A 25,050-nucleotide genomic window follows, 5' to 3' on the forward strand; every position below is an offset into this window, starting at 1 on the left:
CCTGTCGCGTGCGGCAAAGACGGTTCAGAGGCGGAACGGTTCCGTTGGCCGTGCGCGGGCAAGTTAAAGGGGACCGTCACACGAAGTGACGGCCCCCTCGAACATGGTCAGCGGCCGGAGAGTTCCAGCCCGGGAGACCACAGCGTGCGGTTTAAGCGCGCATCCCCCGAACGAACTTCACCGACCCCTCTGCTGAACCATGAGACATCGGATCACCTCCTTTCGCTGCGTTGTAGCCACCTCGAAAATGCGCAGGAGTCGCGCATTGTTCAAGACTTGTATTGCTGCCTACTTTCGGCAATCCTCGATGCTTCGCGCCGCGTCGGGCCAGGTGGGAACGATCAGCAGCGGCGCCCCTGCCGACTGAATCGCGAACCGCCCCCGGCTGAACGCCACAGCGTCCAGCAGCGGATCGAGTCCGGACACCGTATTCCCCGGCGGCAGGCTGCGCTGAGCACTGGTGGTCAGCACACCAAGTGCGCTGCCGGGCTGCGCGCCGCTTCGCACCACGGTCACCTGGCGCGTCGCCAGCGTGCAGCGCAATGTCAGCTGCGGCCCGCGATAGTCTTGGAACACCGCCTCGCTTCCGCCCGGCACCGATCGGTAGCTCCACGTTCCGGAGGTGACCGGCGCGACTTTCCAGTCGAGTCCGGCCGGCGCGGACACAATGCCGATCCCCGCCTGCAGCGCGGCCGAAATCCACCATAGTCCCATTGTTAATTCCCGAGCTTGTCGACCTTGGCCTTGAGCGCCTCGAGCTCGGCCCGAAGCGCGTCCACGTCGCCGTCCTTGCCACCAGCAGGCGCGGCCTCCTCGCGCTTGGCAGCTTTCGGCGCGGTGAACGCCCGCCCGGCATCCTCCATCAATGCCAGGTTGCGCTTGGCGAGGTCCGCGAACACGTTCGCGCCGAACACATCGCCGAATGCCGCCTGGTTCTTCTGGAAGCTGTTCATCGCGCTTTCCAGATACTGCGGAACCAGACCCTGCATCGAATTGCCGTACATTCCGATCAGCTGACGGAGGAAATTCACCGGCAGCATGGTGGTGCCGCGAGCCTCTTCCTCGACGATGATCTGGGTCAGCACCTGGTGGGTGATGTCCTCCCCCGACTTGGCGTCGATCACCACGAAATCACGTCCCTCGCGGATCATCGCCGCCAGACGGTCGAGCGTGACGTAGCTCGAGCTTTCCGTGTCGTAGAGCCGCCGGTTCGCATATTTCTTGATCGTCACCTTGGCTGTCGACTGGCTCATGCTAGGCTCCCGATCATGGTCACAAACGACCTAGCACCGGCTCCTGCCGCACTGCAACAAACGCGCGCGCCCCGGCCGCTGCCGTTGTTCCTCCACCATGTCGCGGAGGTTGGACGGACCGAGCCGGAGCTGGCGGCGCGGGCGCTTGCGGGGCTGCGCCGCTATGCCGACGCGGATGCCGGGGAGCCGCGCCCCGCGCGGCCGGTGATCGCCCGGCACGGGGCGGCGTCGGTTCGCGATTGCGGCGGCGATGGTCCGCCAGTGCTTCTGATCCCGTCGCTCATCAACCCACCCGACGTGCTTGATCTGGATGCGGATACGTCGCTGGCGGCCGCGCTGGCGCGCTCCGGCAGCCGCGCATTGCTGCTCGACTGGGGCGACGCGAGTGCGCGAGCGGCGCTCGACGTGTCCGGGCATGTCGAACATCTGTTGCTCCCCGCGATCAAGGGCCTCGACCAGCTACCTGCGCTTCTTGGCTACTGCCTTGGCGGCACCATGGCCCTGGCAGCGGCGCAGCTCACCGCCGTCCGCAAGGTAGCGACCCTGGCCTCACCCTGGCGTTTCCGTGCTTACCCCGGGAGCGCGCGTGCGCAGCTGGTGAGCTTGCTCGAACGTGCAGCGCCGACCGCCCAACAAATCGGCCTGCTACCGATGGAGGTTCTGCAAAGCGCCTTCTGGAGCCTCGACACCCACCGGATCGTAGCCAAGTTCGCCGCTTTTGCTGCGATGGAGGCAGGTTCCGCCGAGGCAAACCGCTTCGTGCGCCTGGAAAGCTGGGCCAACGGCGGCGAGCCCCTGCCCTTTCCCGCTGCGGCGCAGCTGATCCACGGCTTCTTTCGCGACGATCAGCCCAGCCGTGGGGAATGGCAGGTCGGCGGGCAGCGGATCAGCTCCGCCTCGCCAGTGCCCAACCTGCACCTGCTTGCCGATGGCGACCTCATCGCCCCCGCAGCGGCCGCGCCGCCAGGGCCCACGCTTGCTGCTCGAACTGGCCATGTCGGCCTGGTGCTCGGTCAAACGGCGCGACGGACACTCCATCCGAAACTGTTCCGCTGGCTACTCGACGGTTGAACCGGAGGCCCTGCCCCGCTAAGCGGGCCTCCACGCACCCATAGCTCAGCTGGATAGAGCGCTGCCCTCCGAAGGCAGAGGCCAGAGGTTCGAATCCTCTTGGGTGCGCCACTCACTCAGAATCTCAGAATACCGGCGTTCTCCGTCGCACCCGACAGGATGAAGATGGGCACGTATGTCCGTCGATGGCCGCAAGGAGACTGACCGGTCTGCGCCGATTGGCCGTGAAAGCGGCCGTTCGGAGCTAAGTAGCTACCGTCTTGAACCGTGACAACAGACCTCGAAGCCATGCAGGTTGAGGGCTGCTGTACGTCATTTTTCTGGTGCCGTTCGCTTGACATACCGACCAACCAGCACGGCCGCCGGATAGAGTATCTCCTCCTCCTGCCGCGCATGGGCCGCAAGATCATCGCTGAAGCGAACATACTCAGCGCGACCAGCCTTCCCGGCCTCCGCACGGAACTCCGTGACGGCGGCGCGGATGACCTCGTGCTCCTGCAACATCCGCGGCAGCTCACGCTCCAAGGCCTCGGTCATTGGCAAAACGCTACGCATGTCAGCAGTGGCGTCTTCTCGCGCAAGCTTGGGAAGTAGCCCGAGCGGCGGGGTAGCAATCTGCTCCTCCCGTTTGAAATGGGGCGCCAGGGCTTTTTCCAACTGCGCTGCCGCACGCCCAAGTGCGCCACCCTCTTTCGTAGCGCGCGCAAGCACCTCATGCAGTTCGCGATGTTCGGCAGCCAGGGACCGTGGAGTCTGCATGCTGGAGCCCTTCGTCACGGAGTGATGCTGCAAATGCTGGTTTTGGGCGGCGGCACCTGACAACGACGCCACCACGCCAGCCATCAAAACCACGCGGATCAGAGCACGTCTGGCCATGAGCGCCAGTCTACGCTTCTGCGCTGCGCGGCAAAATAGGTACTTACCGTATGGCCGTGGCTGGCAGGGACGGGCTACTTTGGCCGGCAGGAGACCGTCGGGTCTGGGCGGCTGCGACGCGAAAGCGGTCGTATCCTCTGAAATGTTTGCCTCGCATCCTCACGCTCAGCGACTCTCCGGTGATCGATCGCTGCTGACCGCGCGGACAGTTTGGTGCTGGCTGAATGGGCTTGAGGACTTGTATGGGTAGCAGATGGAGCCGCGCGTAAATCTAGACCAAACCGGAAGTCCGAGCTCTGACAGGCGTATTGCCTTGTTGATCGATGCGGACAACGTGTCGCACGGCAAGATCGCCGCAATGCTCGCAGAGCTGTCGAAATATGGTGTCGCAAACATCCGTCGCGCTTACGGCGATTGGACGGCTCCAGGGATGAAAGGCTGGACCTCCAAGCTTCACGAACATGCCATTCGCCCGGTCCAGCAGTTCAGTTATTCCAGGGCAAGAACGCGACTGACATGGCTCTGGTGATTGAAGCAATGGAGTTGCTCTACACACAGAAGCCAGACGCCTTCTGCATCGCCTCCAGCGACGCTGATTTTACTCCGTTAGTGATGCACCTGAGGGCAAGCGGCCAGGATGTTTACGGGTTCGGCGAGCGAAAGACACCAGACCCCTTCGTGAATGCATGCACCACGTTCCTCTACCTAGATCGGCTCGGCGATGAGGGAAGCGGTGGCGCTACGCCTAATACCAACGGCGCGGTGAGTGCGGCGAGCGACAACGCACCGGTGAGGGTGGTCGCAAAGGCGAAACCAACTGCCGAGGCCAAGAACTCTAAGCCGCCGCTCAGCCAGGACGCAAAGCTAGTCGCGGTGCTGCGCGGCGCTGTTGAAGCAACGGCCGGTGATGACGGCTGGGCCCCGCTCGATGCTGCGGGCAGTGCAGCCAAGCGTCAGGCACCGATTGATCCCCGCAACTACGGCGCCCGTAACTTTCCTAAGCTCTTCGAAGCGGTTGGCCTCTTTGAGATCGTCAAAGCTGAAGAGACGGGCCAAAGCTACGTAGCGGACAAGCGCAACAAGGAACGGGCTCCGAAACCCAGGTTTTAGTTGATCGCTAAAGCCGAAGGTGGCCGATTGGAGAACGTCCTGTTCTCGCGGCACGTTTTGAGCGCGGTCATGAGATCGTGAAATTTGCCCGACGTCGGTAGCGGGAAGGTCGCATGCAAGCTGGCCCTCCTTCCGACCAGTCGAAACAAGGTGCTGCAATCTGCGCCGGTGAAGCGTAGCCCGACGTGCCTTCACGGCTCAGTTTCCGTTTCACCTCGTAAAGACGAGCCTCTGGCAGCCACGTTCCCAAATTTGGCGGCAAAATGATCCGGAACGGTCCCATGTGAAGTTCTCAGGCGACCCTGCCACTGAGCGGTGAATGCAATTGCCGAGATCTCTCCGGGTTGGTGCGGAGCCAACACTGCATGAACCTGTCGTAGCTGCGGGTTCATGCCGCACGCGCTACCCGATTGGAGCCCTTCGAAAGGGACAATGATCCACCGGGAGCAAGTCATGCATAATTCTACTTCCATCGTCGCCCTCGGCGCTCTGCTCGTCTCGGGCCCGGCGCTTGCGCAGGTCAATCTTGGCGCGGCTGGAGTTGCCCACGTGAACGCCAATGTTGGAGCGGGCGCGAATGCTGGCGGCATTGTAAAGGGTGTCACCGGTACTCTTGATCGCACCGTCAATGTTGCCGATCGGAGCGCCAATCGTGCTCTGACGAGCAATCTCCGGCTTGCCACGCGGACCGACATACGTGCCGGAACGGAAGTCCGAGACAGCCGCGGCCGGCGCATTGGTACCGTCCAGTCTGTTCACGGGTCTATGGCTATAGTGGTGCAGGGCAATCGCGGATTCCACGTGCCGATCTCCAAGCTATATCGCGGAACAAAGGGTTTGGTGACCAGCCTAACATTCACCCAGCTGAACTCGACCGCAACGGCGAATGCCAGCGCGAACGCCCACGCGCACCACTAGCTTACTCCAGGTTATCGGCGAGGGAGATGGGCAAATTGGTGGCTCCCTCGCATGGTAATGTGGGCAGTCGTGCCGAGATCATAGCCGGGTCTGATCCGGTCTTCTCCCTGAGCGTTCAGCGGCAGCGAGGGAGAAGGCGGGTTAGCACTGCAATGCTTGGTCCCTTTGAGGGTGCTCCAGCAATCGAATTCCCCGAGTGGAGCAGCCTGGTCCCGCGCCTCCTTTGAGATAGCTGGAGGAGTGGCTGCTCCCCAATCATCTAGATCGCGTGCGGAACAGGAGCGAGTCGGGGGAGCAGGCTGTACCAGCGGAAAGGAAGAGTCGCCGTTTCGGCAGGCGAGGCGGAGGGAATGCTTGGCGAAATAAGCGGGTTTCTCGCTCGCGACGCCGGTTCTACACCAGAATAAATAACCATTAAACCTTTTACGGTTAGGCAGCAGGCGCGATGGAAACGACTGGAATTCGTCGGACTCTCGACGTCGGGGATATCCGCACCCCGATCGGGCGAGCGCTAGTCGAGGAGCGCTACTTGGCGCTTCGTCGGCAGGTGCCGATAATCTATGTCATCGCGACCGCGAACGTGTTGGCGCTTCAGGTTACAACCCATGGGAAAGTTACCTTCGGCCTGAACCTCACGACCATTCTATTCGTCTGCGCCGTTGTCCGTACTTGCCACTGGCTCGGAGCTAACCCGAGTCCTCTACATTCAGTGATGGTCCGGCGCATGCGGCAGACTTGCGGCTTCGCCGCAACTCTGTGCTTAGCCGTTGCTTGGTGGTGCCTCTACCTGCTCGATACGGCAGCATCTGACACCCACATGGCGATCTTCTTGTTCGGTGGGTTCACGGCCCTAGGAGTTGCCTTCGGCCTGAGCGCAGTGCCCACTGCCGCATGTATTCCGCTGATAATCTTGGGACTTCCGCTTGCGGTCGTGGGCTTAAGATCTCCTAATCCAAAGTACGTTGGCGCCGCAGTAAGCCTTGGGATCCTCATGATCCTGATCATGCAATTGGTGGCGCGGCAGAGTGCTCAATTTACCGCCATTGTCCGCTCTCGATGGATGATCGGCCATCAACAGGAACTGACCGAAACTGCGCGTCAGGAGGCCGTGGTCGCGGCCACTACAGACTTCCTGACTGGCCTTCCGAACCGCCGAGCATTTGTTGCGGCCGTTGCAGAGTGCGCTGATAGCAGACACCCCTTTGCCGTTGCAGTGATCGACGTCGACCGGTTCAAGGTGATCAATGATACATACGGGCATAGTTACGGAGACGAACTGCTGAAAGCCGTCGCTCAACGTCTGCTGCGGACCGCCGGAAATAGCTGTCTGGTCGCGCGGTTGGGTGGCGATGAGTTCGGACTTTTGCTGCGCGGCGCAACCGCGCCAGCAGAAGCGAGAGACTGGGGCAAGCGCATATTAACTGGGACAAACCGACCAGTCACCATCAAGCGACGAAAGTTTCCTATCACGGCCAGCTGCGGCATCGGGCTTTCGCGAGACGGCAAGGCAAGGACGCCTTCCCGGGTGCTCGCAGACGCTGACATCGCGCTTTATGAAGCAAAGTCGCAGGCAACCGACCGCGTCGCTGTCTTCGAGCAGGGCATGGAAGCGCCGCGGCATCGTCGGGCCCAGATCGAGCACGCACTTCAAGCATCTGGGGTGCACAACCAAATCAAAGTCTACTTCCAACCTATTGTTGACCTACGCAGCGGGAGAGCCGTCGCGCAAGAAGCCCTCGCACGCTGGATGGACAACGAGCTAGGAAACGTACCCCCCTCTGAGTTTGTGCCCATCGCCGAACAACTCAATGTCATTGGCGACCTCAGCGACCACCTAATGGCTATGGCACTTGCGGAAGCTGCCCGTTGGGACCCTGCAATTCGCCTGTCCTTCAACCTAAGCGCAATCCAACTCTGTTCAGCCGATCTTGCGGAAAAGGTTTTGAGCGCCCTCGAGACTGCTGGGGTGGGCGCGGATCGCTTACAAGTGGAAGTCACTGAAACCGCGCTCTTTGCGGACTTTGCGCGCGCCAAACAGAATCTGGCCACCCTGCGATCGGCCGGCGTGACCGTGGTCCTGGATGACTTTGGCGCCGGTTATGCCTCCATCGGTTACCTGCGTGAGTTTCAGTTCGACCAGATCAAGCTGGACGGTGGTCTGGTGACCGCTGCGCTGGATAATGCTGACGGAGAATCGCTGCTAGGTGCTGTTATTGGCCTTTGCCGGGCGATCGGCGTGCCGACTGTCGCTGAGCACATCGAGAGCGAGCAGCATCTCAGTCTGCTACTGAAGCTGGGCTGCACCTTGGGACAAGGCTACTGGCTCCAGCCGCCTACGCCTGCCGAGGAACTCATCCATGGGTCCGGTACCCGCTCGTTGTATGAACCCGATCGGATTGGCCGCTCTCGGTCTGCCGCTTAGCTAGACGTCGGCTACTCTGACGAGGGCACCGACAGGGTGTCTCAGCCGCTCACTTAGGCCACACCGGAGCCAAATTACCACAACCGCTTCTGGATGGCCGAGCATCATACGCAACATAGCTGAACGAGGATCCGCTTACGGGTGTCGGCGGGGGCCCTTCGGAGCGACCGAGATGGGCGCTTAGGCGAACGCCACTAGCCGGAGCGCTTCTTCGCGGCCAAGAAAAGAGCGGTTCCAGATTTCGGTACCGACGGCCTCAAGTATTGGTTCTCCTCGAACCGGGCCGGTGGGCCTGGTGGGGTCGACATCTGCACCCGACCAATGCCAAACATCAGATCGTCACCTGCAATGCGGGAGCCATCACACAAGACGTTCTTAGCGCTGCAGGCAGTGTCGCGGTCGACTAGCAGCAGCTGCATTTCTCCGCCTACTTCGAGGGAGGAGGTCATCCGGTGTCTCTCGTACGCAGCGGCCGCATCGCCGCGCAATGAGCCGCCATGAAGAGCTCGAAGGCGCACAAGCGGCTCAGGTCGCCGGCATTACTCCGCGTCACCGCGCCTAGCTCGGCCGGGGCGCCTGAGATGGGCCAGCTACAACGCAGCGAGGTGCTGACGGCTACCGTGTCGGCTTTGCAGCAATCGGGAGTATAGTCGCGATTTCGCGCAGGTGGTCTCGAGGTGAGCGGTGAAGCGGAAGGCGGAGCAGCGGCGAGAGGAAGTGGAACTCAAGCTGGAGTTGCCTCCGGAGGAAGCCAAACGGCTTGCCAGAGCACCGCCACTTTGTGACCGCCCGCACCTGACGGCTCGATTGAAGTCGATCTACTTTGACACTCCCGGCTTCGATCTCCACCGCGCCGGATACTCTCTACGGGTGCGGCATGATGGACAACACTTCGTGCAGACGCTGAAGCGGAACAGCCCGGCCGCCGGACTCTTTCGCCGCGAGGAATGTGAGCAGGAGGTGAAGGGCCCGAGACCCTCTGTGAAAGCGCTTGCGAGGGCGCCGATTCAACACAGGCGACGGCTGGTGCGCGAGTTGGTGGGTCAGGTGGAGGTCGACGTAGAGCGCCGCACTTGGCTGCTGGAAGGCTCAGAAAACCTGATCGAGGTGGCCCTCGACCAGGGAGTTGTCCGTTGCGGACGGCGGCAAGCGCCCTTGGCCGAGCTGGAACTCGAGCTGAAGCGAGGCTCGCCCGATCAACTGTTCGCGCTTGCGAGCCAGCTCGCAGAGGCTGTTCCGCTGCGCATCTCCGTCCTCAGCAAGGCGGAACGGGGCTTCAGGCTTGGTCCGCATGGTCCAAACGGGGTTGGAAAGGCGGGCAAACTTCATCTGTCGTGCGAGATGCCGGTGGCTGAGGCATTTCCGGCGATCGTCGCGTCCTGCATCGCAGAGTATCGACTCAACGGAGACATGCTCGCCAGTGAGCCGGCAGCGCTCCACCAGGGCAGGGTTGCGCTGCGGCGGCTCCGCGCAGCTCTGTCGCTGTTCCGCCGGATCGTCGCCGACGAACGTTTCGGCCCTCTCCGTGATGAGCTGCGCAAGCTTGCCGCGGCGCTCGGCCAGGCACGCGATCTCGACGTCTTCTGGGAGCGGCACGGCGCGGAGCTGCCTAAGCACGATCAGGACCGTATTCGGCAGGCCCGACAGGAAGCGAGCCGCGTCATCGCTAATGCCGTCGGCTCCCGAAGCGAGCGCTCCCTGATGATCGATCTCGTAGGCTGGGCCAGCGGCGGGCAGTGGCGGGACCGCAAGAAAGCGGGTCAGCCGCTCCTCGCCTATGCGGGACGGCAGCTAGACAGGCGCTGGCGGAAGATCCGGAAGCGAGGAAGGAGGATTGAAGACCTCAATCAGGCCGAGCGGCACCGGTTGCGGATCGAGATCAAGAAGATGCGGTATGCGGTCGAATTCCTAAGCTCACTATTCCGCCAGAAGACAGCCCGGTCGTTCCGTAACTCACTGGTTGCCCTGCAGGAACTGATGGGAGATTTGAACGATCGGGTCGCCGCCCAGAGGATCGCCGAGGCACATTCGCTGCACTTTCGACGGCTTCGACAGGAAGATCCTGAGCGGACAGCGCTCCGGCGATGCCGAGAGCATTTCAGGAGACTGGAGAAGATCGGCCAGTTCTGGAAGCAGTGAAGGCCAGGTGCGAAATGATGAAGACCGTCGGGCTCTTGCGACACGCCAAGTCCAGCTGGGCGCAGCCGGGGCTGAGTGACTTCGATCGGCCGCTGGCGCCTCGCGGCCGAACCGCCGCCGCATTAGTTGGCGGCGAGATGAACCGGCGAGGGTTGGCGTTCGACCTGGTTCTGGCCAGTCCCGCGCGGCGGGTGGTCGAGACGCTCCAACAAGTCGAGAAAGGTTATGGAGCCGGGCTGCCGACCCGCTTCGACCCGGAAATATACACTGCTTCCGCGTGCCGCCTGCTGGCCATGCTCCGACGCACCGAGGTGGGCGTGCGCTCGGTCCTCCTCGTAGGGCACAACCCTGCCTTGCAGGAGTTGGCACTGCTGCTGACCTCGGAACAGGATCCGCTCCGAGAAGAGATCGACGAGAAGTATCCGACCGCTGGCCTTGCACTGCTGCACTCCGTGGCCGGGCAGTGGCGAGAGCTATGGCCCGAGGGCGCGACGCTGGATGCTTTCCTTCTACCCAAGAAACTGAGGCGCGACATACCCGGCCCGGCCTCAAGCCCTTCCGGCGACTGAGCTAGGAGCGGTCTACGCAATGACTTCTCGGATGCTCCGGGGTGGAGAGCCTTTTAGCTCCAAGCTTGCGACCGGCGTTCCACGCAGGACGGCAATCCTGTCTAGGATCAGAGATTGAGTGTCCCATGGTTCATCTCCTCCGCCATGAGCGGTCGGAAACTGAACAAGCACGTCTTACAGGCCCTCTGTGGCAAGGTTTGGCCCTAAGCGGCGGATCTGATCCCGTGGCCTGAGCGGAGTTCCGGGTTTCCCGATTCGGCCGAGGGCGGGCAGGCCGGATTTCGGTGCATGAACGCTGAAGCGGACGTTCGTTCAGCAACTTGCCTTATCTTCGCTTCCACGATTGCGGACGCAATGGGCTATAGTGGTCGACCCGCTCACTTCCTTGTCGCGCCTTTTCAGGGTAGACTTTCGTTGGTTTAGCGCGGTCCGTGGATCCGGCAGATCGCGATCCTATTGCGCCGGTTCACGAGCCCTTGCTGAGAGGCCCCTATGAAGGTGGCGGTCGGCATAGCGTTGCTGGTGATCGGCTCCATCCTGTTCCACGTACTCAGTCCGTGGTGGATGACGCCGATTGCCTCCAATTGGGGCTCGATCGACCACGCTCTGATAATCACCCTGTACATCTGCGCTGTCGCCTTTGTCGGCCTCAATCTGTTCATGGCGTGGGCGATATGGCGCTACCGGCACCGGCCCGGCAACACGGCGCATTATGAGCCGGAAAATGCCAGGCTGGAAAAGCGCCTGACGTTCTGGACCGCAGTCGGCATCGCAGGAATGCTCGCCCCCGGGCTGCTCGCCTGGAACCAATATGTGAACGTCCCCGACGACGCTGGGGTGGTTGAGGCCACTGGTCAACAGTGGCAGTGGACATTCCGTTATCCCGGGCGTGACGGCGTGCTCGGTACGACCGCCATCGCGCACATTTCGCCAGACAACACGTTCGGGATAAACTCGCGCGACCCTTACGGCCGCGACGATGTCCTGATCGACACCAGCGAGCTCCACCTGCCGCTTGGCAAGCCGGTCAAGATGGTGCTCCGCTCCAAGGACGTGCTGCACGATTTCTACGTGCCGCAGTTCAGGGCCAAGATGGACCTGGTGCCGGGCATCGCCACCTATTTCTGGATGACTCCTACAGCGCTCGGCAGCTTCGACATCCTTTGCGCCGAGCTGTGCGGCGTCGGCCATCACCAGATGCGTGGCACGGTCGTGGTGGAGAAGCAGGCCGACTTCGACCGCTGGCTGTCGGAGCAGATGACCTTCGGCCAGCTGCTCGCGGCCGCGGAGAAGCCGCAAGTTTGGCTGGCGACGGCGGAAGCGTCGCGCGGGAGGAGCTTTCGCTGATGGCGACGATCGCTGATGACCTCCGGCCGCTTCATCATCCCAAGACCTGGGTCGGCAAATATGTCTGGAGCCAGGACCACAAGGTCATCGCCATCCAATACGCGGTTACCGCCGTGTCGGTCGGCCTGCTGGCGCTGGTGCTGTCCTTCCTGATGCGGCTGCAGCTGGGCTTCCCCGGCACATTCCAGTTCATTCAGCCGGACAACTATCTCCAGTTCGTCACCATGCACGGCATGATCATGGTTGTGTATCTGCTGACCGCGCTACTGCTCGGCGGGTTCGGCAACTACCTCATTCCGCTGATGATCGGCGCCCGGGACATGGTGTTCCCGTTCGTTAACATGCTGAGCTACTGGGTCTACCTTCTCTCGGTGACGGTGCTGGTGGCGAGCCTGTTCGTTCCGGGCGGGCCGACGGGAGGCGGCTGGACGCTCTATCCGCCGCAGACGATCCTGGAGGGCACCCCCGGGGCGAGCTGGGGCATCATTATGATGATGGCGAGCCTCGCCATCTTCATCGTCGCCTTCACCATGGGCGGCCTCAACTATGTGACCACCGTTCTCCAGGCGCGTACCAAGGGCATGACCCTGATGCGGATGCCGTGCAGCGTATGGGGAATTCTCGTCGCGAGCATCATGGGCCTGCTCGCCTTCCCGGCGCTCTTCGTCGCTGCGGCGATGACGATCCTGGACTCGGTCGCGGGCACCAGCTTCTTCGTGCCCACCATCCTGTCGCAGGGCCAACCGACCGGCCATGAGGGCGGATCGCCGATACTGTTCCAGCACCTGTTCTGGTTCTTCGGCCACCCCGAGGTCTACATTGTTGCGCTGCCGGCTTTCGGCATCGTCTCCGACCTAATCAGCGTTCACGCGCGCAAGAACATCTTCGGCTACCGGATGATGGTTTGGGCGATCGTGATCATCGGCGTGCTCTCCTTCTTCGTCTGGGCGCACCACATGTACGTGTCGGGCATGAACCCGTATTTTGGATTCTTCTTCGCAACCTCCACTCTGATCATTGCGATCCCGACTGCGATCAAGGTCTACAACTGGCTTCTGACTCTGTGGCGCGGCGACATTCATCTGCGCGTGCCAATGCTGTTCGCCATCGCCTTCCTGTTCACTTTCATCCATGGCGGCCTCAGCGGCCTGTTCCTCGGCAACGTCAGCGTCGACGTGCCGTTGTCCGACACCTTCTTCGTGGTGGGCCACTTTCACATGGTGATGGGTGTGTCGCCAATACTGGTGATTTTCGGCGCGATCTATCATTGGTATCCAAAGATCACCGGCCGAATGTGGAACGAGGCGCTCGCCCGGGCCCATTTCTGGATCACCTTCCTTGGCGCCTACGCGATCTTTCTGCCGATGCACTACATCGGCATCCTGGGTGTGCCGAGGCGTTACTATGCGCTGGGCGAGACAGGCTTCATCCCCGACTCGGTACAATACGCCAACATGGGTATCACCCTCGCAGCCGGGTGCGTGTTCGCCGCGCAGGCCCTGTTCTTCACTAACATGATCTGGAGCTACTACCGAGGACCGAAGGCTCCGCCCAATCCTTGGGGCGCGGCCTCACTCGAGTGGCAGACGCCGGATACGCCGCCGCGGCATGGCAACTGGGGCGACAAGCTTCCGACCGTTTACCGCTGGGCGTACGACTACAGCGTGCCCGGCGCAGCGCGTGACTTCATTCCGCAGAATGAACCGCCGCCAGCGGTGTCAAAACCCGCATGAGCCTGTTTACGCGCCTCACCGAGAAGAGCTGGGAGAGCCGCCCGGCGGTGCCGGATACGGATCGGCCACCCGCAGCCAAGGTCATGCTGATCCTCTATTTCGGCGTGGCGGCGGTCCTCTTTGGCCTCGTCACCTCGGCCTACCTCATGCGCATGGGGATGCCCGGCATGGCGCACGGTCCGCTTGGCGGTTGGCGAGCGTTGCCGGAATTGCCCTTGCTGTGGGTCAACACGGGCATCCTGCTGCTCGGCAGCGTGGCCTGGGAAGGTGCACGAACGATAGCGCGCAAGCGACTGTTCCGGTGGGTTTTCGCGGCGGGTCTGCTGGGGCTACTGTTTCTTGCCGGGCAGCTATTGCTGTGGCGCCAGCTGACCGATGACGGGCGCTTCCTGCGCGGCGACCCTGCCGCCGCCTTCTTCTACCTCATCACGGCGCTGCATGGGCTGCACGTCCTCGGCGGTCTTTACTTCTGGGCACGGGCAATTGCCGCCCTTGGAACAGGCGGTGGGGCGCTGCGAGTGCAGCTGACCGCGACCTATTGGCATTTCCTGCTGCTGGTCTGGCTCGTGATGTTGGGTCTGTTCTTGGCGACCTGAGGAGGAGTAGAAACGGCATGTCGACGGGGATACGCCCCAGCCCCGACGAGCCCCATGGCCCGCCCCAGGTCCTGCGCGACTTCGCCGCCGACTGGTCCGGCGATCAGGAGACCTTTCGCCACGTCCACTGGGGGAAGGCCATGATGTGGATCTTCCTCCTGTCCGACACCTTCATCTTTTCCAGCTTCCTCGTCTCCTACATGACGATGCGTTCATCGGTGACCGCACCCTGGCCGAACGCCAGCGAGGTGTTCGCGCTGACGCTGTTCGGCCAGTCGATCCCGCTCATCCTGATCGCGATCATGACCTTCGTGCTGATCAGCTCATCGGGGACGATGGCGATGGCGGTGAACATGGGCTATCGCCGCAACCGCAAGACCACCGTCGCCCTGATGATCGCCACCGCCCTGCTCGGGGCGACCTTCGTCGGCATGCAGGCGTTCGAATGGTCGAAGCTCATCCACGAAGGCGTCCGTCCGTGGACCAACCCCTGGGGCGCGGAGCAGTTCGGCGCATCCTTCTTCATGATTACGGGCTTCCACGGCCTGCACGTTTCGGCGGGCGTCTTCATGTTGCTGATCGTCGCGTCGAAGGTCCTGCGCGGCCATTACGATCGCAGCGGCGACTATTCGGCGGTCGAGATCGCCGGCCTTTACTGGCACTTCGTCGACCTCGTCTGGGTCTTCATCTTTGCCTTCTTCTACCTGTGGTGAGGACCTCATGAACCACGCGCCCCAATCCCATTCGGACCTGGCCCACAACGCCCAGCTCGGCACTAGGCAGCAGCACCCGATCGGCGTTTACCTGAAGGTCTGGGGCTATCTCTTCGTGCTGAGTACCCTCTCCTACCTGGTCGACTATTTCCACGTGCAGGGCGTCGTCCGCTGGGCGCTAATTATCACGTTCATGCTCCTGAAGGCCGCGCTGATTGTCGCGATCTTCATGCACATGGCGTGGGAGCGCGTGGCACTGGTCTGTGCGATCCTAGTGCCGCCCCTGGCGCTCGGCACGCTCATTTTCCTGATGCATATCGAGGCTGGCTACACCTTCTGGACACGGATCCTCTTCTTTGGAGGGGGAGAATGAAGGCCGACACCTGGGAGCGGACCAAGGTCGCGGCCGCGATCGCGCTTCCGCTGGTCACGATCGCGGTGGGCACTTGGCTGTCCGGCCTTATGATGGCGCCGTCCCTGCCGCAGCAGCGGGCGTACCCGGTCGAGGGCGTGGCGCCCGTTGACCTCGCCAGGGCGCAACGAGAGTGGCCGGCCGGGGAGAACAGTCCAGGGCAGCGCGGGATGTTGCTCGGCTATGTCCGCAACATTGAGCGTGCAACAGCGCCGGTTCCCAAGGCGTCCGAGCCGGCGAGTGCGGCAGTGCCGATTGATCTCGGCACCTTGCTCGCCTCCGCCGATCCCGCGCGAGGCGAGCGCACCGCGCAGGTCTGCGCCGCCTGCCACACCTTCGTGGAGGGCGGACCTAATCGCGTTGGCCCCAACCTGCACGGTGTCGTTGGACGGCGTGTGGCAGGCCATGCCGGCTTTGCCTATTCGCCGGCGCTCGCCAGGACAGGAGGCAACTGGACCTACGAGTCGCTCGACCAGTTTCTGACCAGCCCGAGCCGCACCATTGCCGGCACCAAGATGGCGTTCGCCGGAATGCGCAACCCGCGCGATCGAGCGCACGTCATTGCCTATCTTGCTCAGATTACGCCGGGCGCTCCTGCTTTTCCGCCGCCGAAAGCACCGCCTGCGCGCTAGCTAGTCGTTGCAAAGGGTGCTCTCGCGCACGACCGTGTGAACATAAAGGTGCCAGGTTGCATAGCCGAGCACCGGCAACACAACCGCCAGCCCGACAAAGGCGGGGATCGAGCCGAGCAGCAGCAGCGTAGCTACGATCAGCCCCCAGCGGGCCATGGGGCCTTTGTTCATCATCACGGCCCGAACCGACGTGGCGACGGCCGTACGCGCGTCGACATCGCAATCGACCAGCATGGGCATCGACACGACGCTCAGGGTGAGGACCAGCGCGGCGCAGGCGAACCCAAAGAGGTTGCCGATCACGATCAGCACCCAGCCTTCCGGTGTGCCGAACACAAGGGAGAAGAGGTGAGAGATGGAGGTCGGCGTAACTCCGATCAGCAGGTTCCAAAGAACCGCAGCGACCGTGACCCAAACCAGAAATATCACGAGCAGCAGCCCGGCCACGGCGACGAGTGAGTCCCAGCCGGGCCGCTTGCGGACGTCGAGGAAATGCGACCAGCCCGATTCAAGCCGATCTTCCCGCCGCCTCGCGAGCTCATAAAAGCCGCTCGCCACGACTGGGCCCAGAATGCTGATCCCTGCCGAGACCGGGAAGAGAAGATGGAACAGGTTGCCGCCGTTGAACAGGAAAGCGGCAGCAAAACCGACCAGCGGGTAAATCAGTCCAATGAAGATCAGGTCGCCTCGCTTCGCCATGAAATCGGCCCAGCCCTGAGCCAGGGACTCCCGAAGTTCCGCGTTGCCGATCCGTCGAACCTCGAAAGGTTCGCTTCTCGACGTGGCAAATGCAGATTGTCTTGGTTGAGCGATGGCCATCCGAGCCTCCCGCCTAGGAGGCAACGATACTCCTGTGCATCAATGCCCGCAATAACATATCATCCGGAAATGGGCGGCAGCCGTTTGGCTCGACAAGGTTCGCTTACTGGGGAATCCGCTTCGGGGCGGCTTCCGGTACGATCCGGCGATACCGGTCCCAGCGATAAGCGTTCCGCGGCGGGGATGCGCTGGGCTTTACGCTCGTTCTCCGATGCCGGCTGCCGCACAATGCAGCATGATACGACCGATTGGGAACGCAAATCGGCGGCGATCCGGCGATCGGCGAACGGTGACCGCGCAACGTGACGGCACGGCCATCGTCTCGGTCGACGACAATGTCGACACAGGTTTCCCGTCGTACTTCCGCGCCGCGATGCGGACGGTGCTCCGGCCTGGTGAGCGTCTGGAGCGCGTCGCGCCGCGGCGGCGACTGTACGAGCCTCGGGAGGTTGGCTGGACTTCGCGCGGCCATGTGCTGCTGGCTGTTCCGGGCGACGATCGACGCAATGTCTGCGTCGTCGAGGCATCGGGCTGGCCCGACCTGGCCATGCGAGTCTCACCTGTTGCGCAGGAGTTTGTTCAAAGCTGCTGGCCCCTGTTCTCCGAGGTCAAGGACGCGTGGATGAAGCGGATTGAGAGATCGCTCGAGCAGCACCCAATTATTGCCCAGGCCAGTGCGATAGCGAGCAACGTAGTGCGCTGTCTGCCGCAATTGCGTTGAAAGTTCTTAGCTCAATCCTCCGCTTTGGGGTGCGGGAGACTGACCAGAACGACGTGGATAGGCGCCCAGCCGAACGGCCGCACTTGGCCGCAAGGAGACTGACCGGTCTGCGCCGATTGGCCGTGAAAGCGGCCGTTCGGAGCTAAGTAGCTACCGTCCTGAACCGTGACAACAGACCTCGAAGCCATGCAGGTTGAGGGCTGCTGTACGTCATTTTTCTGGTGCCGTTCGCTTGACATACCGACCAACCAGCACGGCCGCCGGATAGAGTATCTCCTCCTCCTGCCGCGCATGGGCCGCAAGATCATCGCTGAAGCGAACATACTCAGCGCGACCAGCCTTCCCGGCCTCCGCACGGAACTCCGTGACGGCGGCGCGGATGACCTCGTGCTCCTGCAACATCCGCGGCAGCTCACGCTCCAAGGCCTCGGTCATTGGCAAAACGCTACGCATGTCAGCAGTGGCGTCTTCTCGCGCAAGCTTGGGAAGTAGCCCGAGCGGCGGGGTAGCAATCTGCTCCTCCCGTTTGAAATGGGGCGCCAGGGCTTTTTCCAACTGCGCTGCCGCACGCCCAAGTGCGCCACCCTCTTTCGTAGCGCGCGCAAGCACCTCATGCAGTTCGCGATGTTCGGCAGCCAGGGACCGTGGAGTCTGCATGCTGGAGCCCTTCGTCACGGAGTGATGCTGCAAATGCTGGTTTTGGGCGGCGGCACCTGACAACGACGCCACCACGCCAGCCATCAAAACCACGCGGATCAGAGCACGTCTGGCCATGAGCGCCAGTCTACGCTTCTGCGCTGCGCGGCAAAATAGGTACTTACCGTATGGCCGTGGCTGGCAGGGACGGGCTACTTTGGCCGTTTCCGGCTGGTCTGGTCCTCGGGCCTGAAGCACGGAAGCGGACGTTGAATGAGCTAAGCTGCTAATGTCTGGAATCGACCCAATCCGGCATTACGGCCGTGACCGCTAAGCGCATCGTCGTGGTCGGCTTTGGGCTGATCTCGGCTTAATCCTTAGTGGTTCGGGCGAGACTGAGATGCAGACGCGCTATTCCGACTGCAATCGTCGAACAGTGACGGAACACTCGCCTTGCCTGTTTATTGATGGCACGGATGTAGCCGACTTCGGCTTAGTCCGACGGCAGGACGGGACGATTATGACCCCGGACTTCCAGTTGACGAAACGCGCTCCCTAATCGCCTCCAATAAGGTCGAGGGAACACCCGTTTTCGCCCGTGATGGATACCGGCTTGGTTCGATCAAGAACGTGATGATTGACAAATATGCCGGCACAGCTCGGTACGCAGTCCTCTCGCATTCAAGCGGCTTTTTGGGGCTCAACGAGGATTATCTGCCGGTCGAATGGGATGAGCTACGCTACGACGAACGGCGCGATGGCTACCGCATCAATATGACCGAAGAGCAGGTGCGAATGCGCATTGATCGTGAGCGCAGCTCAGCCCGGCGCTATGGTCGGATGAGGGAGCGTGAAGAAGGGCGCGACTGGGAGCGCCGCTGATATCAGCTTATGGGGCGTCCGTTGACGCGGACGCCCCTATCAAGAAATTGAGCATCAGCTCACTCGGCGTTCAAGCGCCTATGTTCCTTAGCAAGCTGACGACGGTACATCGTCGAGAACTCCGGCGCTTCGCTTTGCTTGAATCTGGGTGCGTTTGCGAGCTGTTCCTTAGTGAGGTTCAACACGTACCCATCTTTGTCCACGTCGTACGTCAGATATGACCACGGGAGTGGGAAGAGGTGCTCACCAAAGCCCATCATGCCTCCGAACGACATCACTGCGTAAGCAACCCGCCCGGAATACTTGTCGACCATGAAGTTTTCGATCCGGCCCAGCCGCTCACCATCGCGGCCGACTACCGGCGTTCCCTCAACCTTGGTTGACGAGATCAGCAGGATGTTCTCATCCGTCTGCAATTGGAGTTCAAAGCGCTCAGCATCCGTCTTCCGGGTGCGCGACCACCAAGTAGCTCCAGCGATACCCGCAAGAGCAGTTGCCGCCACACCTAAGTAAACCCAATCGTGTTGCGAACTGCTGGAGCTAGATTTGAACCTGCTCTCGCCTGCGTGCTTCCCCTTCGAGATCAATCGAGCGCTGTTCTCGTCTTCTTCTTGCTGAAACATGAAAGCATTTGCGCCCGTCGCTGACAGGCGAACACGGTTGCCCTCCACTCCGGCAACGAGACTTGTCGGAAGGTAGTGATGATGACCTTCATGGCTGCCCATACCGCTGTCTTTCCTAGTGAGCTTCAAGCGGTCGCCTTCCAACTCGTCAATCGTACCGACATGAACACCGTCTGCGCCGATGACTTCCATTCGCTTCTTGATGCCGCTGATCTGAGCCATGAACGTTCTCCTTCTCAGGCTAAGGTTCATCAACGTCCTGGCACCTCATCGGATGCGGGGGAGCAGCTTTCTTTGCGTCGTCATGTGCCTTGCAATCGGTCGCTTGAGCGGTGCTGCAGCAGCCTAAGACCGACGCTGCTTCGAAGGGCAACTAAGTCGGATCGGAAGTTGCTGACCTGGCTGACACGAAACTCATGAACGTTGGACGCATCGCGCCCGCCGATTGGGTGAGAGGACATAGCTGTCTCCAACCTCGAGCGGGAGCTTGGCTAGAGCTCTCAGCAGCCTGGGCTCGCCTAGGAGGGCTGCCCCTCGCAAGAGGCGCTCCTTTCTTTGCTGAGCTTCTGCTTGGCACGGTTAGAGTTACGACAGATGGAACAACTAAGGCTATCAGCTGAGCGACCGGAAAGACCGCGGCTCGTTAGCGAAGCATGGAAGATTTCCGCATCATTTACATGCGCAAGAGCGCGCTGACTGCTGCCGAAACATACATGGCGAGAGACATGCGTGATGCCATAGACAAGGCCTCTAAGCGCTGCCGAGATGCCTCCGCCGAGATATGGACGACGCGCGGCAGAGTCGCGGTCATCAACCCGCTCCCATCTGAGGGTACATTGTCTCGGCCAGTCGGCGTTAACACCGGGGAGAAAACAACCGAAACAGAAGCGGAAATCACTGCGTTGATGAAGGCTCGGCTGAACCTGGCAAATGATTGAAGTGCATGAGCGTCCGGTAACGTGGTGCACTGAGCGGGCGAGCGGTGGCTTGTCGTGCAACGCGCATAGGGAGGTATGATGACGCGCAGTCAGTCGGCTCAGAATGCAATCTTCCCGACGTTCTTTATGGGTGGCTTCGAATGTTCGACGTTCATCTGGCAGGACGGCGAGAGGAAGGATTACGTCGCGTCTACCGGGCACGACCGCCATTTGGAATCTGATTATTCAGCGGTCATGAGCCTTGGGATCGGGGTAGTGCGTGAAGGGATCCGTTGGCCGCAGGTTGACCTCGGCAATGGCTCCTATGACTGGGCCAGCGTGAAGGCAGTTCAGGATGTTGCGACAAAGTGCAACATCACCCCGATTTGGGATCTGTGTCACTATGGGTTCCCCCAAGAATGCGACCCGTTTTCCGAAGAATGCCTTGGTCGTTTCGTTGCCTACTGTAGGGCCGCCGCCGAGTTGGTAACGAACACGGCCGAGGGACCATACTTCTTCACGCCAATAAACGAGATCACTTTCTTTTCCGCGGCAGCCACGGAGCTTGGCTGGATGTATCCGTTTGCAAAAGGGCGGGAAGATGAGTTGAAGCGCGCCTTGTGCCGAATGGCCGTTGAAGGCGCGAAGGCCATCCGTAGCGTACATCCGGATGCGCGAATGGTCCACGTCGATCCGATGGTTCACGCCGTCCCGCCAGCCGATCGACCCGACCTTGCGGATGAAGCTCGGGCGGAAGCGTACAAGAAAGCCTATGAAGGTTTTGACATGCTGTCCGGCAGGCATGCGCCTGAACTCGGTGGATCACCCGAGATCCTCGATATCGTTGGAGTGAACGTATATCACTACAGCCAGGTGGTGCTGAAGGAGGACAAGGGTCGGGAGGTGCTAGGCCCGCGCGATCCTCGTCGAAAACCGCTTAGTGAGATGCTGAAGTACGCGTGGGATCGCTATCATCGTCCGATCATCATTGGCGAAACGAGCGGCTTCAAGGAAACGCGCGCCGAATGGCTGAAGATGACAATGGAAGAGTGCCTCAAAGCTCTCAACGCTGGCGTCGATCTGCAGGGTGTCTGTCTTTACCCGGTCGTAGACCTTCCCGACTGGTGGACACAGAAATGGGCGAAAATTGGGATCTACGATGTCGCTGACGCGAGTGATTTAGAACGCGTCCCATGCGCGCCATACATCGAAGAACTGCGACTTTGGCAGAAGACGCTCGACCAGCCCGAACACGTGGAGCCCGACGGCTACGGTCAACTTTGGGGCCGGGTGCAGCTTGAGGAGGTGCGGAAGTACGCGGCCCACTGGGCCGGCAGAGAGGAGCAGGTTCGGATCGAGTGACCTTCCTACCGTCCCGTCAGTAGCACTTGTGCGGTTCATCTCCGCCCTGTCCTTCTTGTTCTTCCACACAGATCACGGCAGTTCATGTCGAAGCCGGGTCATTGGATTGGTGGTTTCTGTCGGCCACGAGCTTCGCGCTCTTTTTGGAGTTCTGGGTGTTTATCCTGTCCAATACCGACGCTCGATAACGTCCGGAATCCACCCATTGCAGATGGGATGGATGGCTCCCGCTCCCGACATCTAGGTGCCAAAGGGTGGTTGCTGTCAGAGCGTCCACGAGCAGGGAGCCATCCGCGATGGAGATTAGCACGATCAGCCTCGATTTGGCCAAGAGCGTTTCCAGGTTCATGGTGTTAATGAGACCGGCAAGGTGGTGCTGAAGAAGAGCTTGCGACGGTCGCAGGTGCTGCCGTTTTTCAGCAAGCTATCGCCGTGTCTGGTCGGCATGGAAGCGTGTGGCACGTCGCACGACTGGGCACGGGAGATTGTCGCGCTTGGCCACGAGGTGAAGCTCATGCCGCTGGCGTACGTGAAGCCTTATGTGAAGCGCGGCAAGACCGACGCCAACGATGCCGAGGGCTGCACACCATTTTTACGGCTCGACTCTCCAGACCATGGGAGGTCGGGCCGCTGCGTTGTGGAAGGCTTCAGATTTCGCCACCTCATGTCGTTCGGCACCGGCAGCGGCGCTGACGCCTTCAGGATGTAAATGGCACATAAAGGAATTCTGTCGTATTTGCGCTACTTGCGTTGGGGTGGGGTTAATGCACGAATATCGCCTGTTTTTCTTCGACAGTGACGGTCGCCTCAATAGGGCTCCTCACGAGTTCCTCGCCAAGGATGACGTCGCGGCGATTATGTTCGCCGAAGCTCGCCGGGAGGATTCTAAGACGGAGCTCTGGCAACGCGACCGCAGACTGCGGTGCTGGGGTTTCCAGAGTTGTAGTAACCCGGCCTGCTCCTGACGAGCAATCGCCTCACCTGATGTTCGTGGTGCGTGATTCCGGAGATTGGCGTGCCGGCCGGGCGAAACTCTGAATCCCACTTCTGATCAGGCGTCCAGCTGGGCCGCTGGGTGCTAGCGTGACGTGAGCCAGGGGTTGCTGCAGATCAGGATAAGTTCTCGCCTTGCAGATGGTGCACTTAGGTGAGCTTCGACGTCCGCTTTATCCTCATCGGGCATTCGTCCGACAATCTCAGCAATACTGCGGCATCCCCTGACAAGGCACGTTCGACCGCTGCAGACCTCATCATCGCGTGGTTCTTAGCGCAGTCAGTTAGCCGAAGCGGACGCCCGAAAATCCGACTGATTGCATTCGTTCCATCGCCGGAACCTTCCCCGCCAAGAGCACGTTAAAGAAGCAGCATTATCATTCTGCGAGGTAACCATGTTCCGGAAATTCACGCCTCTTGCGCTGGTTGGATGCTTTGCGCTGACGGCCTGCGACGTTGATCAGACTAAGGAAGGCGAGCTGCCGGACGTGGACGTAAACGCAAGCGGTGGGCAACTTCCAGAATTCGATGTGGACGCTCCTCAGGTGAACGTCGGAACCGAGAACAAGACAATCGAGGTGCCGACGGTGGACGTCGATGCTCCCAAGGATGATAACAAGGAATAGCGACTCTAAACTGTAGCGAGATCGGCCAGCTGAGCACGCCTGGTCGAAGGGGGCGCCTGCATGCAGGCGCCCCCTTCCTTTTTTGCGCACTCGGTCCTTCAGCCTGGACGGCCGAATGGGTGGTATCCGGATGAGCAGTCCCTGCTGTTGAGATTGTAAGCGACGCCGCTCGCCTCGGGTGACAATCGTTTCCAGACTCTTTGGCAGCGGAACGCCGTTAGTGCCTTGATGGTTGAGCAGAGCACCCTCTCGGCGTCGAGAGGCTAGAAGTCATTTTTCCGAGTACAAAGGAGACTTCAAGATGCGTACCACAACAGCAGCCTGTCTGCTCACCGCCGCAATGTTACTTGCCGGGTGCAACACTGTTCGCGGCGTTGCAAGCGACGTTAATTCAGTGGTAGCGGCATTCGACCCGAATGCTACATATGCCCGCTGCGGCTCAGTCGTCATCGATGCGAACGCTGATGGCCGGATTTCAACTTCCGAATGGAACAACTACCGGACAACTGGCTATGTGTATTGGGATGCGAACCGCGACGGTCGCATCAGCCGAGCTGAATACGCGAATTGCTGGTATGGCGGCGGCTTCTATCCGACTTATAACCGCGCGACGTGGGAACCAAGTTACCGAGCCTTTGATGCAAACGGCGACGGTTGGTTAAGCAGTGAAGAATATTGGAGCGCGTCCGCTTGGGCGCAGTATGATACCAACCGGGACGGTGTAATCGACACCAATGAATGGCCTTGGCGTTAATGCGGCCAAAAGGCAACCAAGTGCTTCCCGGCTGGCTTACACCAGCCACAACGTGACCGAGAGTAGAGGCCCGTCTCGTGCAAAACAGGCGGGCCTCATCGCGGCTATGCGAACAGCGGCGTTTCCTTGATAAAGCTTCGGTATACGGGCGAATATCTCGATTTAGCCTTGAGCGTCGGGAAAAACGCTTTCCATCCACCCAGAAGGTGACAGCCCAACCGTCTGGACAGGAGGGCTGGGCCATCAACCCTTTGGGAATGAGGCTTGCGGGGACAAAGCTCATTCACTCGCCAAACGATTATGACCGGAGGTTCCCCGCCGGGCCGGCGTGGAGCCTCAGGCAAGATCAAGGGCTCACCCTCGACCTCAATGACCGGCGACAGGCCTATTTCGTGATCGACATCGACGATGAAAATACTCTCTCCCGCATCTTTCATGCGGTGGTGAGCGAGGACATGCTCGACGCTAAAGCCGCTCCATCCATCGACGCGCTCCATCAGACAAAATCATGTGGGCCGATAAGCAAACAATGATGGCTTGTCCGCTTTCACCCATTCTCCCGGCAGTGGTGCGCGCGCGGGGTTGGCTGCGATCACAGGCGAATTGTCATAAGAGCTGACTGCACCAGAGTGGATGAGGTGACGAATGAACGAGGTGGAGCGGTTCAAGTCCTCTGCGGGGAACATAATCAGCCTCAGGACTGACGGAGTTTCTTGGGAGGTGATGAACCTCACGGAGGAGGGGAACATTGTCTGGACGGAGACATCCGTCAGCGGTGATCACCCGTTTACCGAAGACGAGGCGCGTGCTGAGTTCGACCGATGGCGCGTCTGAGCGCAGCCACTGGGTCTCGCGCGTACAGCTAACGTCCGCAAAGATGGAGATCAGAAGATCGACACTAGCTGGCCGCACCCTCTAGGAATCGC

Annotated in this window: 27 protein-coding genes, 1 tRNA gene and 1 pseudogene; 23 read left to right on the top strand and 6 right to left on the bottom strand. The window is 61.0% G+C overall.

Annotated elements, in window-relative coordinates; genetic code table 11:
- Nucleotides 1-288: 288 nt before the first annotated feature.
- Both ACFQPG_RS10425 and phaR read right to left on the bottom strand, forming a co-directional pair.
- Nucleotides 289-714, bottom strand: a complete 426-nt coding sequence (locus ACFQPG_RS10425) for a hypothetical protein (protein WP_380812765.1) — start codon at nucleotides 712-714, stop codon at nucleotides 289-291.
- A 2-nt stretch (nucleotides 715-716) separates the two neighbouring features.
- Nucleotides 717-1,253: a polyhydroxyalkanoate synthesis repressor PhaR gene (gene phaR / locus ACFQPG_RS10430; RefSeq protein WP_380812767.1), complete on the bottom strand. Its 537-nt coding sequence runs from the start codon at nucleotides 1,251-1,253 to the stop codon at nucleotides 717-719.
- A 15-nt stretch (nucleotides 1,254-1,268) separates the two neighbouring features.
- Here phaR and ACFQPG_RS10435 point away from each other — a divergent pair, with 15 nt between their 5' ends.
- Together ACFQPG_RS10435 and ACFQPG_RS10440 are read left to right on the top strand one after the other, a co-directional pair.
- A complete protein-coding gene (locus ACFQPG_RS10435; protein ID WP_380812770.1) occupies nucleotides 1,269-2,324 on the top strand; it encodes an alpha/beta hydrolase in 1,056 nt (351 codons plus the stop codon).
- 34 nt (nucleotides 2,325-2,358) lie between these two features.
- Nucleotides 2,359-2,435 (top strand) — tRNA-Arg (locus tag ACFQPG_RS10440).
- Nucleotides 2,436-2,636: 201 nt separating this feature from the next.
- On the opposite strand, the gene ACFQPG_RS10445 is transcribed toward ACFQPG_RS10440, so the two are convergent.
- On the bottom strand, nucleotides 2,637-3,200 hold the full coding sequence (locus ACFQPG_RS10445) for a hemerythrin domain-containing protein (RefSeq protein WP_380812773.1): 564 nt from the start codon (nucleotides 3,198-3,200) through the stop codon (nucleotides 2,637-2,639).
- A 313-nt stretch (nucleotides 3,201-3,513) separates the two neighbouring features.
- Between ACFQPG_RS10445 and ACFQPG_RS10450 the strand changes: the two genes are divergently transcribed.
- The 12 genes from ACFQPG_RS10450 to ACFQPG_RS10505 all read left to right on the top strand — a co-directional run bounded on the left by ACFQPG_RS10450 (nucleotide 3,514) and on the right by ACFQPG_RS10505 (nucleotide 15,791).
- Entirely contained in the window at nucleotides 3,514-3,729 is a 216-nt protein-coding gene (locus tag ACFQPG_RS10450; RefSeq protein ID WP_380812776.1) for an NYN domain-containing protein, read from the top strand.
- A complete protein-coding gene (locus ACFQPG_RS10455; protein WP_380812778.1) occupies nucleotides 3,717-4,310 on the top strand; it encodes an NYN domain-containing protein in 594 nt (197 codons plus the stop codon). The genes ACFQPG_RS10450 and ACFQPG_RS10455 overlap by 13 nt, the downstream gene beginning before the upstream one ends.
- Before the next feature lie 453 nt (nucleotides 4,311-4,763).
- The gene (locus ACFQPG_RS10460) at nucleotides 4,764-5,228 is read left to right on the top strand and encodes a hypothetical protein (protein ID WP_380812781.1); all 465 of its coding nucleotides are present in this window, start codon (nucleotides 4,764-4,766) and stop codon (nucleotides 5,226-5,228) included.
- A gap of 529 nt (nucleotides 5,229-5,757) precedes the next feature.
- Nucleotides 5,758-7,650: a putative bifunctional diguanylate cyclase/phosphodiesterase gene (locus tag ACFQPG_RS10465; protein ID WP_380812784.1), complete on the top strand. Its 1,893-nt coding sequence runs from the start codon at nucleotides 5,758-5,760 to the stop codon at nucleotides 7,648-7,650.
- Between the two features lie 717 nt (nucleotides 7,651-8,367).
- A complete protein-coding gene (locus ACFQPG_RS10470) occupies nucleotides 8,368-9,789 on the top strand; it encodes a CHAD domain-containing protein (protein WP_380813140.1) in 1,422 nt (473 codons plus the stop codon).
- Between the two features lie 14 nt (nucleotides 9,790-9,803).
- Nucleotides 9,804-10,358 (top strand): SixA phosphatase family protein, encoded by a 555-nt coding sequence (locus tag ACFQPG_RS10475; protein WP_380812787.1) that lies wholly within the window; start codon nucleotides 9,804-9,806, stop codon nucleotides 10,356-10,358.
- A gap of 492 nt (nucleotides 10,359-10,850) precedes the next feature.
- Entirely contained in the window at nucleotides 10,851-11,705 is an 855-nt protein-coding gene (locus ACFQPG_RS10480) for a cytochrome c oxidase subunit II (protein WP_380812790.1), read from the top strand.
- Nucleotides 11,705-13,438, top strand: a complete 1,734-nt coding sequence (locus ACFQPG_RS10485) for a cbb3-type cytochrome c oxidase subunit I (protein ID WP_380812793.1) — start codon at nucleotides 11,705-11,707, stop codon at nucleotides 13,436-13,438. The genes ACFQPG_RS10480 and ACFQPG_RS10485 overlap by 1 nt, the downstream gene beginning before the upstream one ends.
- Entirely contained in the window at nucleotides 13,435-14,034 is a 600-nt protein-coding gene (locus tag ACFQPG_RS10490; RefSeq protein WP_380812796.1) for a heme-copper oxidase subunit III, read from the top strand. The genes ACFQPG_RS10485 and ACFQPG_RS10490 overlap by 4 nt, the downstream gene beginning before the upstream one ends.
- Nucleotides 14,035-14,051: 17 nt before the next feature.
- Complete coding sequence (locus ACFQPG_RS10495; RefSeq protein ID WP_380812797.1) at nucleotides 14,052-14,747, top strand: heme-copper oxidase subunit III family protein; 696 nt, start codon at nucleotides 14,052-14,054, stop codon at nucleotides 14,745-14,747.
- A gap of 7 nt (nucleotides 14,748-14,754) precedes the next feature.
- On the top strand, nucleotides 14,755-15,120 hold the full coding sequence (locus ACFQPG_RS10500; protein ID WP_380812799.1) for a cytochrome C oxidase subunit IV family protein: 366 nt from the start codon (nucleotides 14,755-14,757) through the stop codon (nucleotides 15,118-15,120).
- A complete protein-coding gene (locus ACFQPG_RS10505; RefSeq protein WP_380812801.1) occupies nucleotides 15,117-15,791 on the top strand; it encodes a c-type cytochrome in 675 nt (224 codons plus the stop codon). The genes ACFQPG_RS10500 and ACFQPG_RS10505 overlap by 4 nt, the downstream gene beginning before the upstream one ends.
- Here ACFQPG_RS10505 and ACFQPG_RS10510 read toward each other — a convergent pair whose 3' ends face one another.
- Nucleotides 15,792-16,610: a DUF2189 domain-containing protein gene (locus ACFQPG_RS10510; RefSeq protein WP_380812804.1), complete on the bottom strand. Its 819-nt coding sequence runs from the start codon at nucleotides 16,608-16,610 to the stop codon at nucleotides 15,792-15,794.
- 289 nt (nucleotides 16,611-16,899) lie between these two features.
- On the opposite strand from ACFQPG_RS10510, the gene ACFQPG_RS10515 reads away from it, so the two are divergent.
- Entirely contained in the window at nucleotides 16,900-17,331 is a 432-nt protein-coding gene (locus ACFQPG_RS10515) for a hypothetical protein (protein WP_380812806.1), read from the top strand.
- 210 nt (nucleotides 17,332-17,541) lie between these two features.
- Here the strand turns inward: ACFQPG_RS10515 and ACFQPG_RS10520 are convergent, their stop codons facing one another.
- Nucleotides 17,542-18,105: a hemerythrin domain-containing protein gene (locus ACFQPG_RS10520; RefSeq protein ID WP_380812773.1), complete on the bottom strand. Its 564-nt coding sequence runs from the start codon at nucleotides 18,103-18,105 to the stop codon at nucleotides 17,542-17,544.
- 420 nt (nucleotides 18,106-18,525) lie between these two features.
- Here ACFQPG_RS10520 and ACFQPG_RS10525 point away from each other — a divergent pair, with 420 nt between their 5' ends.
- Nucleotides 18,526-18,849, top strand: a complete 324-nt coding sequence (locus ACFQPG_RS10525) for a PRC-barrel domain-containing protein (RefSeq protein WP_380813143.1) — start codon at nucleotides 18,526-18,528, stop codon at nucleotides 18,847-18,849.
- Between the two features lie 59 nt (nucleotides 18,850-18,908).
- Here the strand turns inward: ACFQPG_RS10525 and ACFQPG_RS10530 are convergent, their stop codons facing one another.
- Nucleotides 18,909-19,694: a DUF2171 domain-containing protein gene (locus ACFQPG_RS10530; RefSeq protein ID WP_380812809.1), complete on the bottom strand. Its 786-nt coding sequence runs from the start codon at nucleotides 19,692-19,694 to the stop codon at nucleotides 18,909-18,911.
- Nucleotides 19,695-20,125: 431 nt separating this feature from the next.
- Between ACFQPG_RS10530 and ACFQPG_RS10535 the strand changes: the two genes are divergently transcribed.
- From ACFQPG_RS10535 to ACFQPG_RS10565, 7 genes and pseudogenes are all read left to right on the top strand, one after another.
- The gene (locus ACFQPG_RS10535; protein WP_380812812.1) at nucleotides 20,126-20,410 is read left to right on the top strand and encodes a hypothetical protein; all 285 of its coding nucleotides are present in this window, start codon (nucleotides 20,126-20,128) and stop codon (nucleotides 20,408-20,410) included.
- A gap of 75 nt (nucleotides 20,411-20,485) precedes the next feature.
- On the top strand, nucleotides 20,486-21,751 hold the full coding sequence (locus ACFQPG_RS10540) for a hypothetical protein (protein ID WP_380812815.1): 1,266 nt from the start codon (nucleotides 20,486-20,488) through the stop codon (nucleotides 21,749-21,751).
- 296 nt (nucleotides 21,752-22,047) lie between these two features.
- Nucleotides 22,048-22,328: pseudogene (locus tag ACFQPG_RS10545) on the top strand (IS110 family transposase); the annotation flags it as partial.
- Nucleotides 22,329-23,139: 811 nt separating this feature from the next.
- Nucleotides 23,140-23,370, top strand: a complete 231-nt coding sequence (locus ACFQPG_RS10550; RefSeq protein WP_380812817.1) for a hypothetical protein — start codon at nucleotides 23,140-23,142, stop codon at nucleotides 23,368-23,370.
- Nucleotides 23,371-23,671: 301 nt separating this feature from the next.
- Nucleotides 23,672-24,124, top strand: coding sequence for a hypothetical protein (locus tag ACFQPG_RS10555; RefSeq protein ID WP_380812820.1), 453 nt, complete (start codon nucleotides 23,672-23,674; stop codon nucleotides 24,122-24,124).
- A gap of 257 nt (nucleotides 24,125-24,381) precedes the next feature.
- Entirely contained in the window at nucleotides 24,382-24,657 is a 276-nt protein-coding gene (locus tag ACFQPG_RS10560) for a hypothetical protein (RefSeq protein ID WP_380812823.1), read from the top strand.
- A 112-nt stretch (nucleotides 24,658-24,769) separates the two neighbouring features.
- Nucleotides 24,770-24,958 (top strand): hypothetical protein, encoded by a 189-nt coding sequence (locus ACFQPG_RS10565; RefSeq protein ID WP_380812825.1) that lies wholly within the window; start codon nucleotides 24,770-24,772, stop codon nucleotides 24,956-24,958.
- Nucleotides 24,959-25,050 lie beyond the last annotated feature (92 nt).

This window comes from Sphingomonas sp. GCM10030256 (genome assembly GCF_042666415.1).
Lineage (GTDB): Bacteria > Pseudomonadota > Alphaproteobacteria > Sphingomonadales > Sphingomonadaceae > Sphingomicrobium.

What these genes read in the sequence shown, in the direction of transcription:
- ACFQPG_RS10505 (WP_380812801.1), top strand. Translation starts at nt 15,117, where the DNA reads ATGAAGGCCGACACCTGGGAGCGGACCAAGGTCGCGGCCGCGATCGCG.
- ACFQPG_RS10425 (WP_380812765.1), bottom strand. Translation starts at nt 714, where the DNA reads ATGGGACTATGGTGGATTTCGGCCGCGCTGCAGGCGGGGATCGGCATT.
- ACFQPG_RS10510 (WP_380812804.1), bottom strand. Translation starts at nt 16,610, where the DNA reads ATGGCCATCGCTCAACCAAGACAATCTGCATTTGCCACGTCGAGAAGC.
- ACFQPG_RS10565 (WP_380812825.1), top strand. Translation starts at nt 24,770, where the DNA reads ATGAACGAGGTGGAGCGGTTCAAGTCCTCTGCGGGGAACATAATCAGC.
- ACFQPG_RS10495 (WP_380812797.1), top strand. Translation starts at nt 14,052, where the DNA reads ATGTCGACGGGGATACGCCCCAGCCCCGACGAGCCCCATGGCCCGCCC.
- ACFQPG_RS10520 (WP_380812773.1), bottom strand. Translation starts at nt 18,105, where the DNA reads ATGGCCAGACGTGCTCTGATCCGCGTGGTTTTGATGGCTGGCGTGGTG.
- ACFQPG_RS10540 (WP_380812815.1), top strand. Translation starts at nt 20,486, where the DNA reads ATGATGACGCGCAGTCAGTCGGCTCAGAATGCAATCTTCCCGACGTTC.
- ACFQPG_RS10460 (WP_380812781.1), top strand. Translation starts at nt 4,764, where the DNA reads ATGCATAATTCTACTTCCATCGTCGCCCTCGGCGCTCTGCTCGTCTCG.
- ACFQPG_RS10485 (WP_380812793.1), top strand. Translation starts at nt 11,705, where the DNA reads ATGGCGACGATCGCTGATGACCTCCGGCCGCTTCATCATCCCAAGACC.
- ACFQPG_RS10455 (WP_380812778.1), top strand. Translation starts at nt 3,717, where the DNA reads ATGGCTCTGGTGATTGAAGCAATGGAGTTGCTCTACACACAGAAGCCA.
- ACFQPG_RS10490 (WP_380812796.1), top strand. Translation starts at nt 13,435, where the DNA reads ATGAGCCTGTTTACGCGCCTCACCGAGAAGAGCTGGGAGAGCCGCCCG.
- phaR (WP_380812767.1), bottom strand. Translation starts at nt 1,253, where the DNA reads ATGAGCCAGTCGACAGCCAAGGTGACGATCAAGAAATATGCGAACCGG.
- ACFQPG_RS10560 (WP_380812823.1), top strand. Translation starts at nt 24,382, where the DNA reads ATGAGGCTTGCGGGGACAAAGCTCATTCACTCGCCAAACGATTATGAC.
- ACFQPG_RS10550 (WP_380812817.1), top strand. Translation starts at nt 23,140, where the DNA reads ATGTTCCGGAAATTCACGCCTCTTGCGCTGGTTGGATGCTTTGCGCTG.
- ACFQPG_RS10475 (WP_380812787.1), top strand. Translation starts at nt 9,804, where the DNA reads ATGATGAAGACCGTCGGGCTCTTGCGACACGCCAAGTCCAGCTGGGCG.
- ACFQPG_RS10535 (WP_380812812.1), top strand. Translation starts at nt 20,126, where the DNA reads ATGGAAGATTTCCGCATCATTTACATGCGCAAGAGCGCGCTGACTGCT.
- ACFQPG_RS10435 (WP_380812770.1), top strand. Translation starts at nt 1,269, where the DNA reads ATGGTCACAAACGACCTAGCACCGGCTCCTGCCGCACTGCAACAAACG.
- ACFQPG_RS10500 (WP_380812799.1), top strand. Translation starts at nt 14,755, where the DNA reads ATGAACCACGCGCCCCAATCCCATTCGGACCTGGCCCACAACGCCCAG.
- ACFQPG_RS10480 (WP_380812790.1), top strand. Translation starts at nt 10,851, where the DNA reads ATGAAGGTGGCGGTCGGCATAGCGTTGCTGGTGATCGGCTCCATCCTG.
- ACFQPG_RS10445 (WP_380812773.1), bottom strand. Translation starts at nt 3,200, where the DNA reads ATGGCCAGACGTGCTCTGATCCGCGTGGTTTTGATGGCTGGCGTGGTG.
- ACFQPG_RS10530 (WP_380812809.1), bottom strand. Translation starts at nt 19,694, where the DNA reads ATGGCTCAGATCAGCGGCATCAAGAAGCGAATGGAAGTCATCGGCGCA.
- ACFQPG_RS10555 (WP_380812820.1), top strand. Translation starts at nt 23,672, where the DNA reads ATGCGTACCACAACAGCAGCCTGTCTGCTCACCGCCGCAATGTTACTT.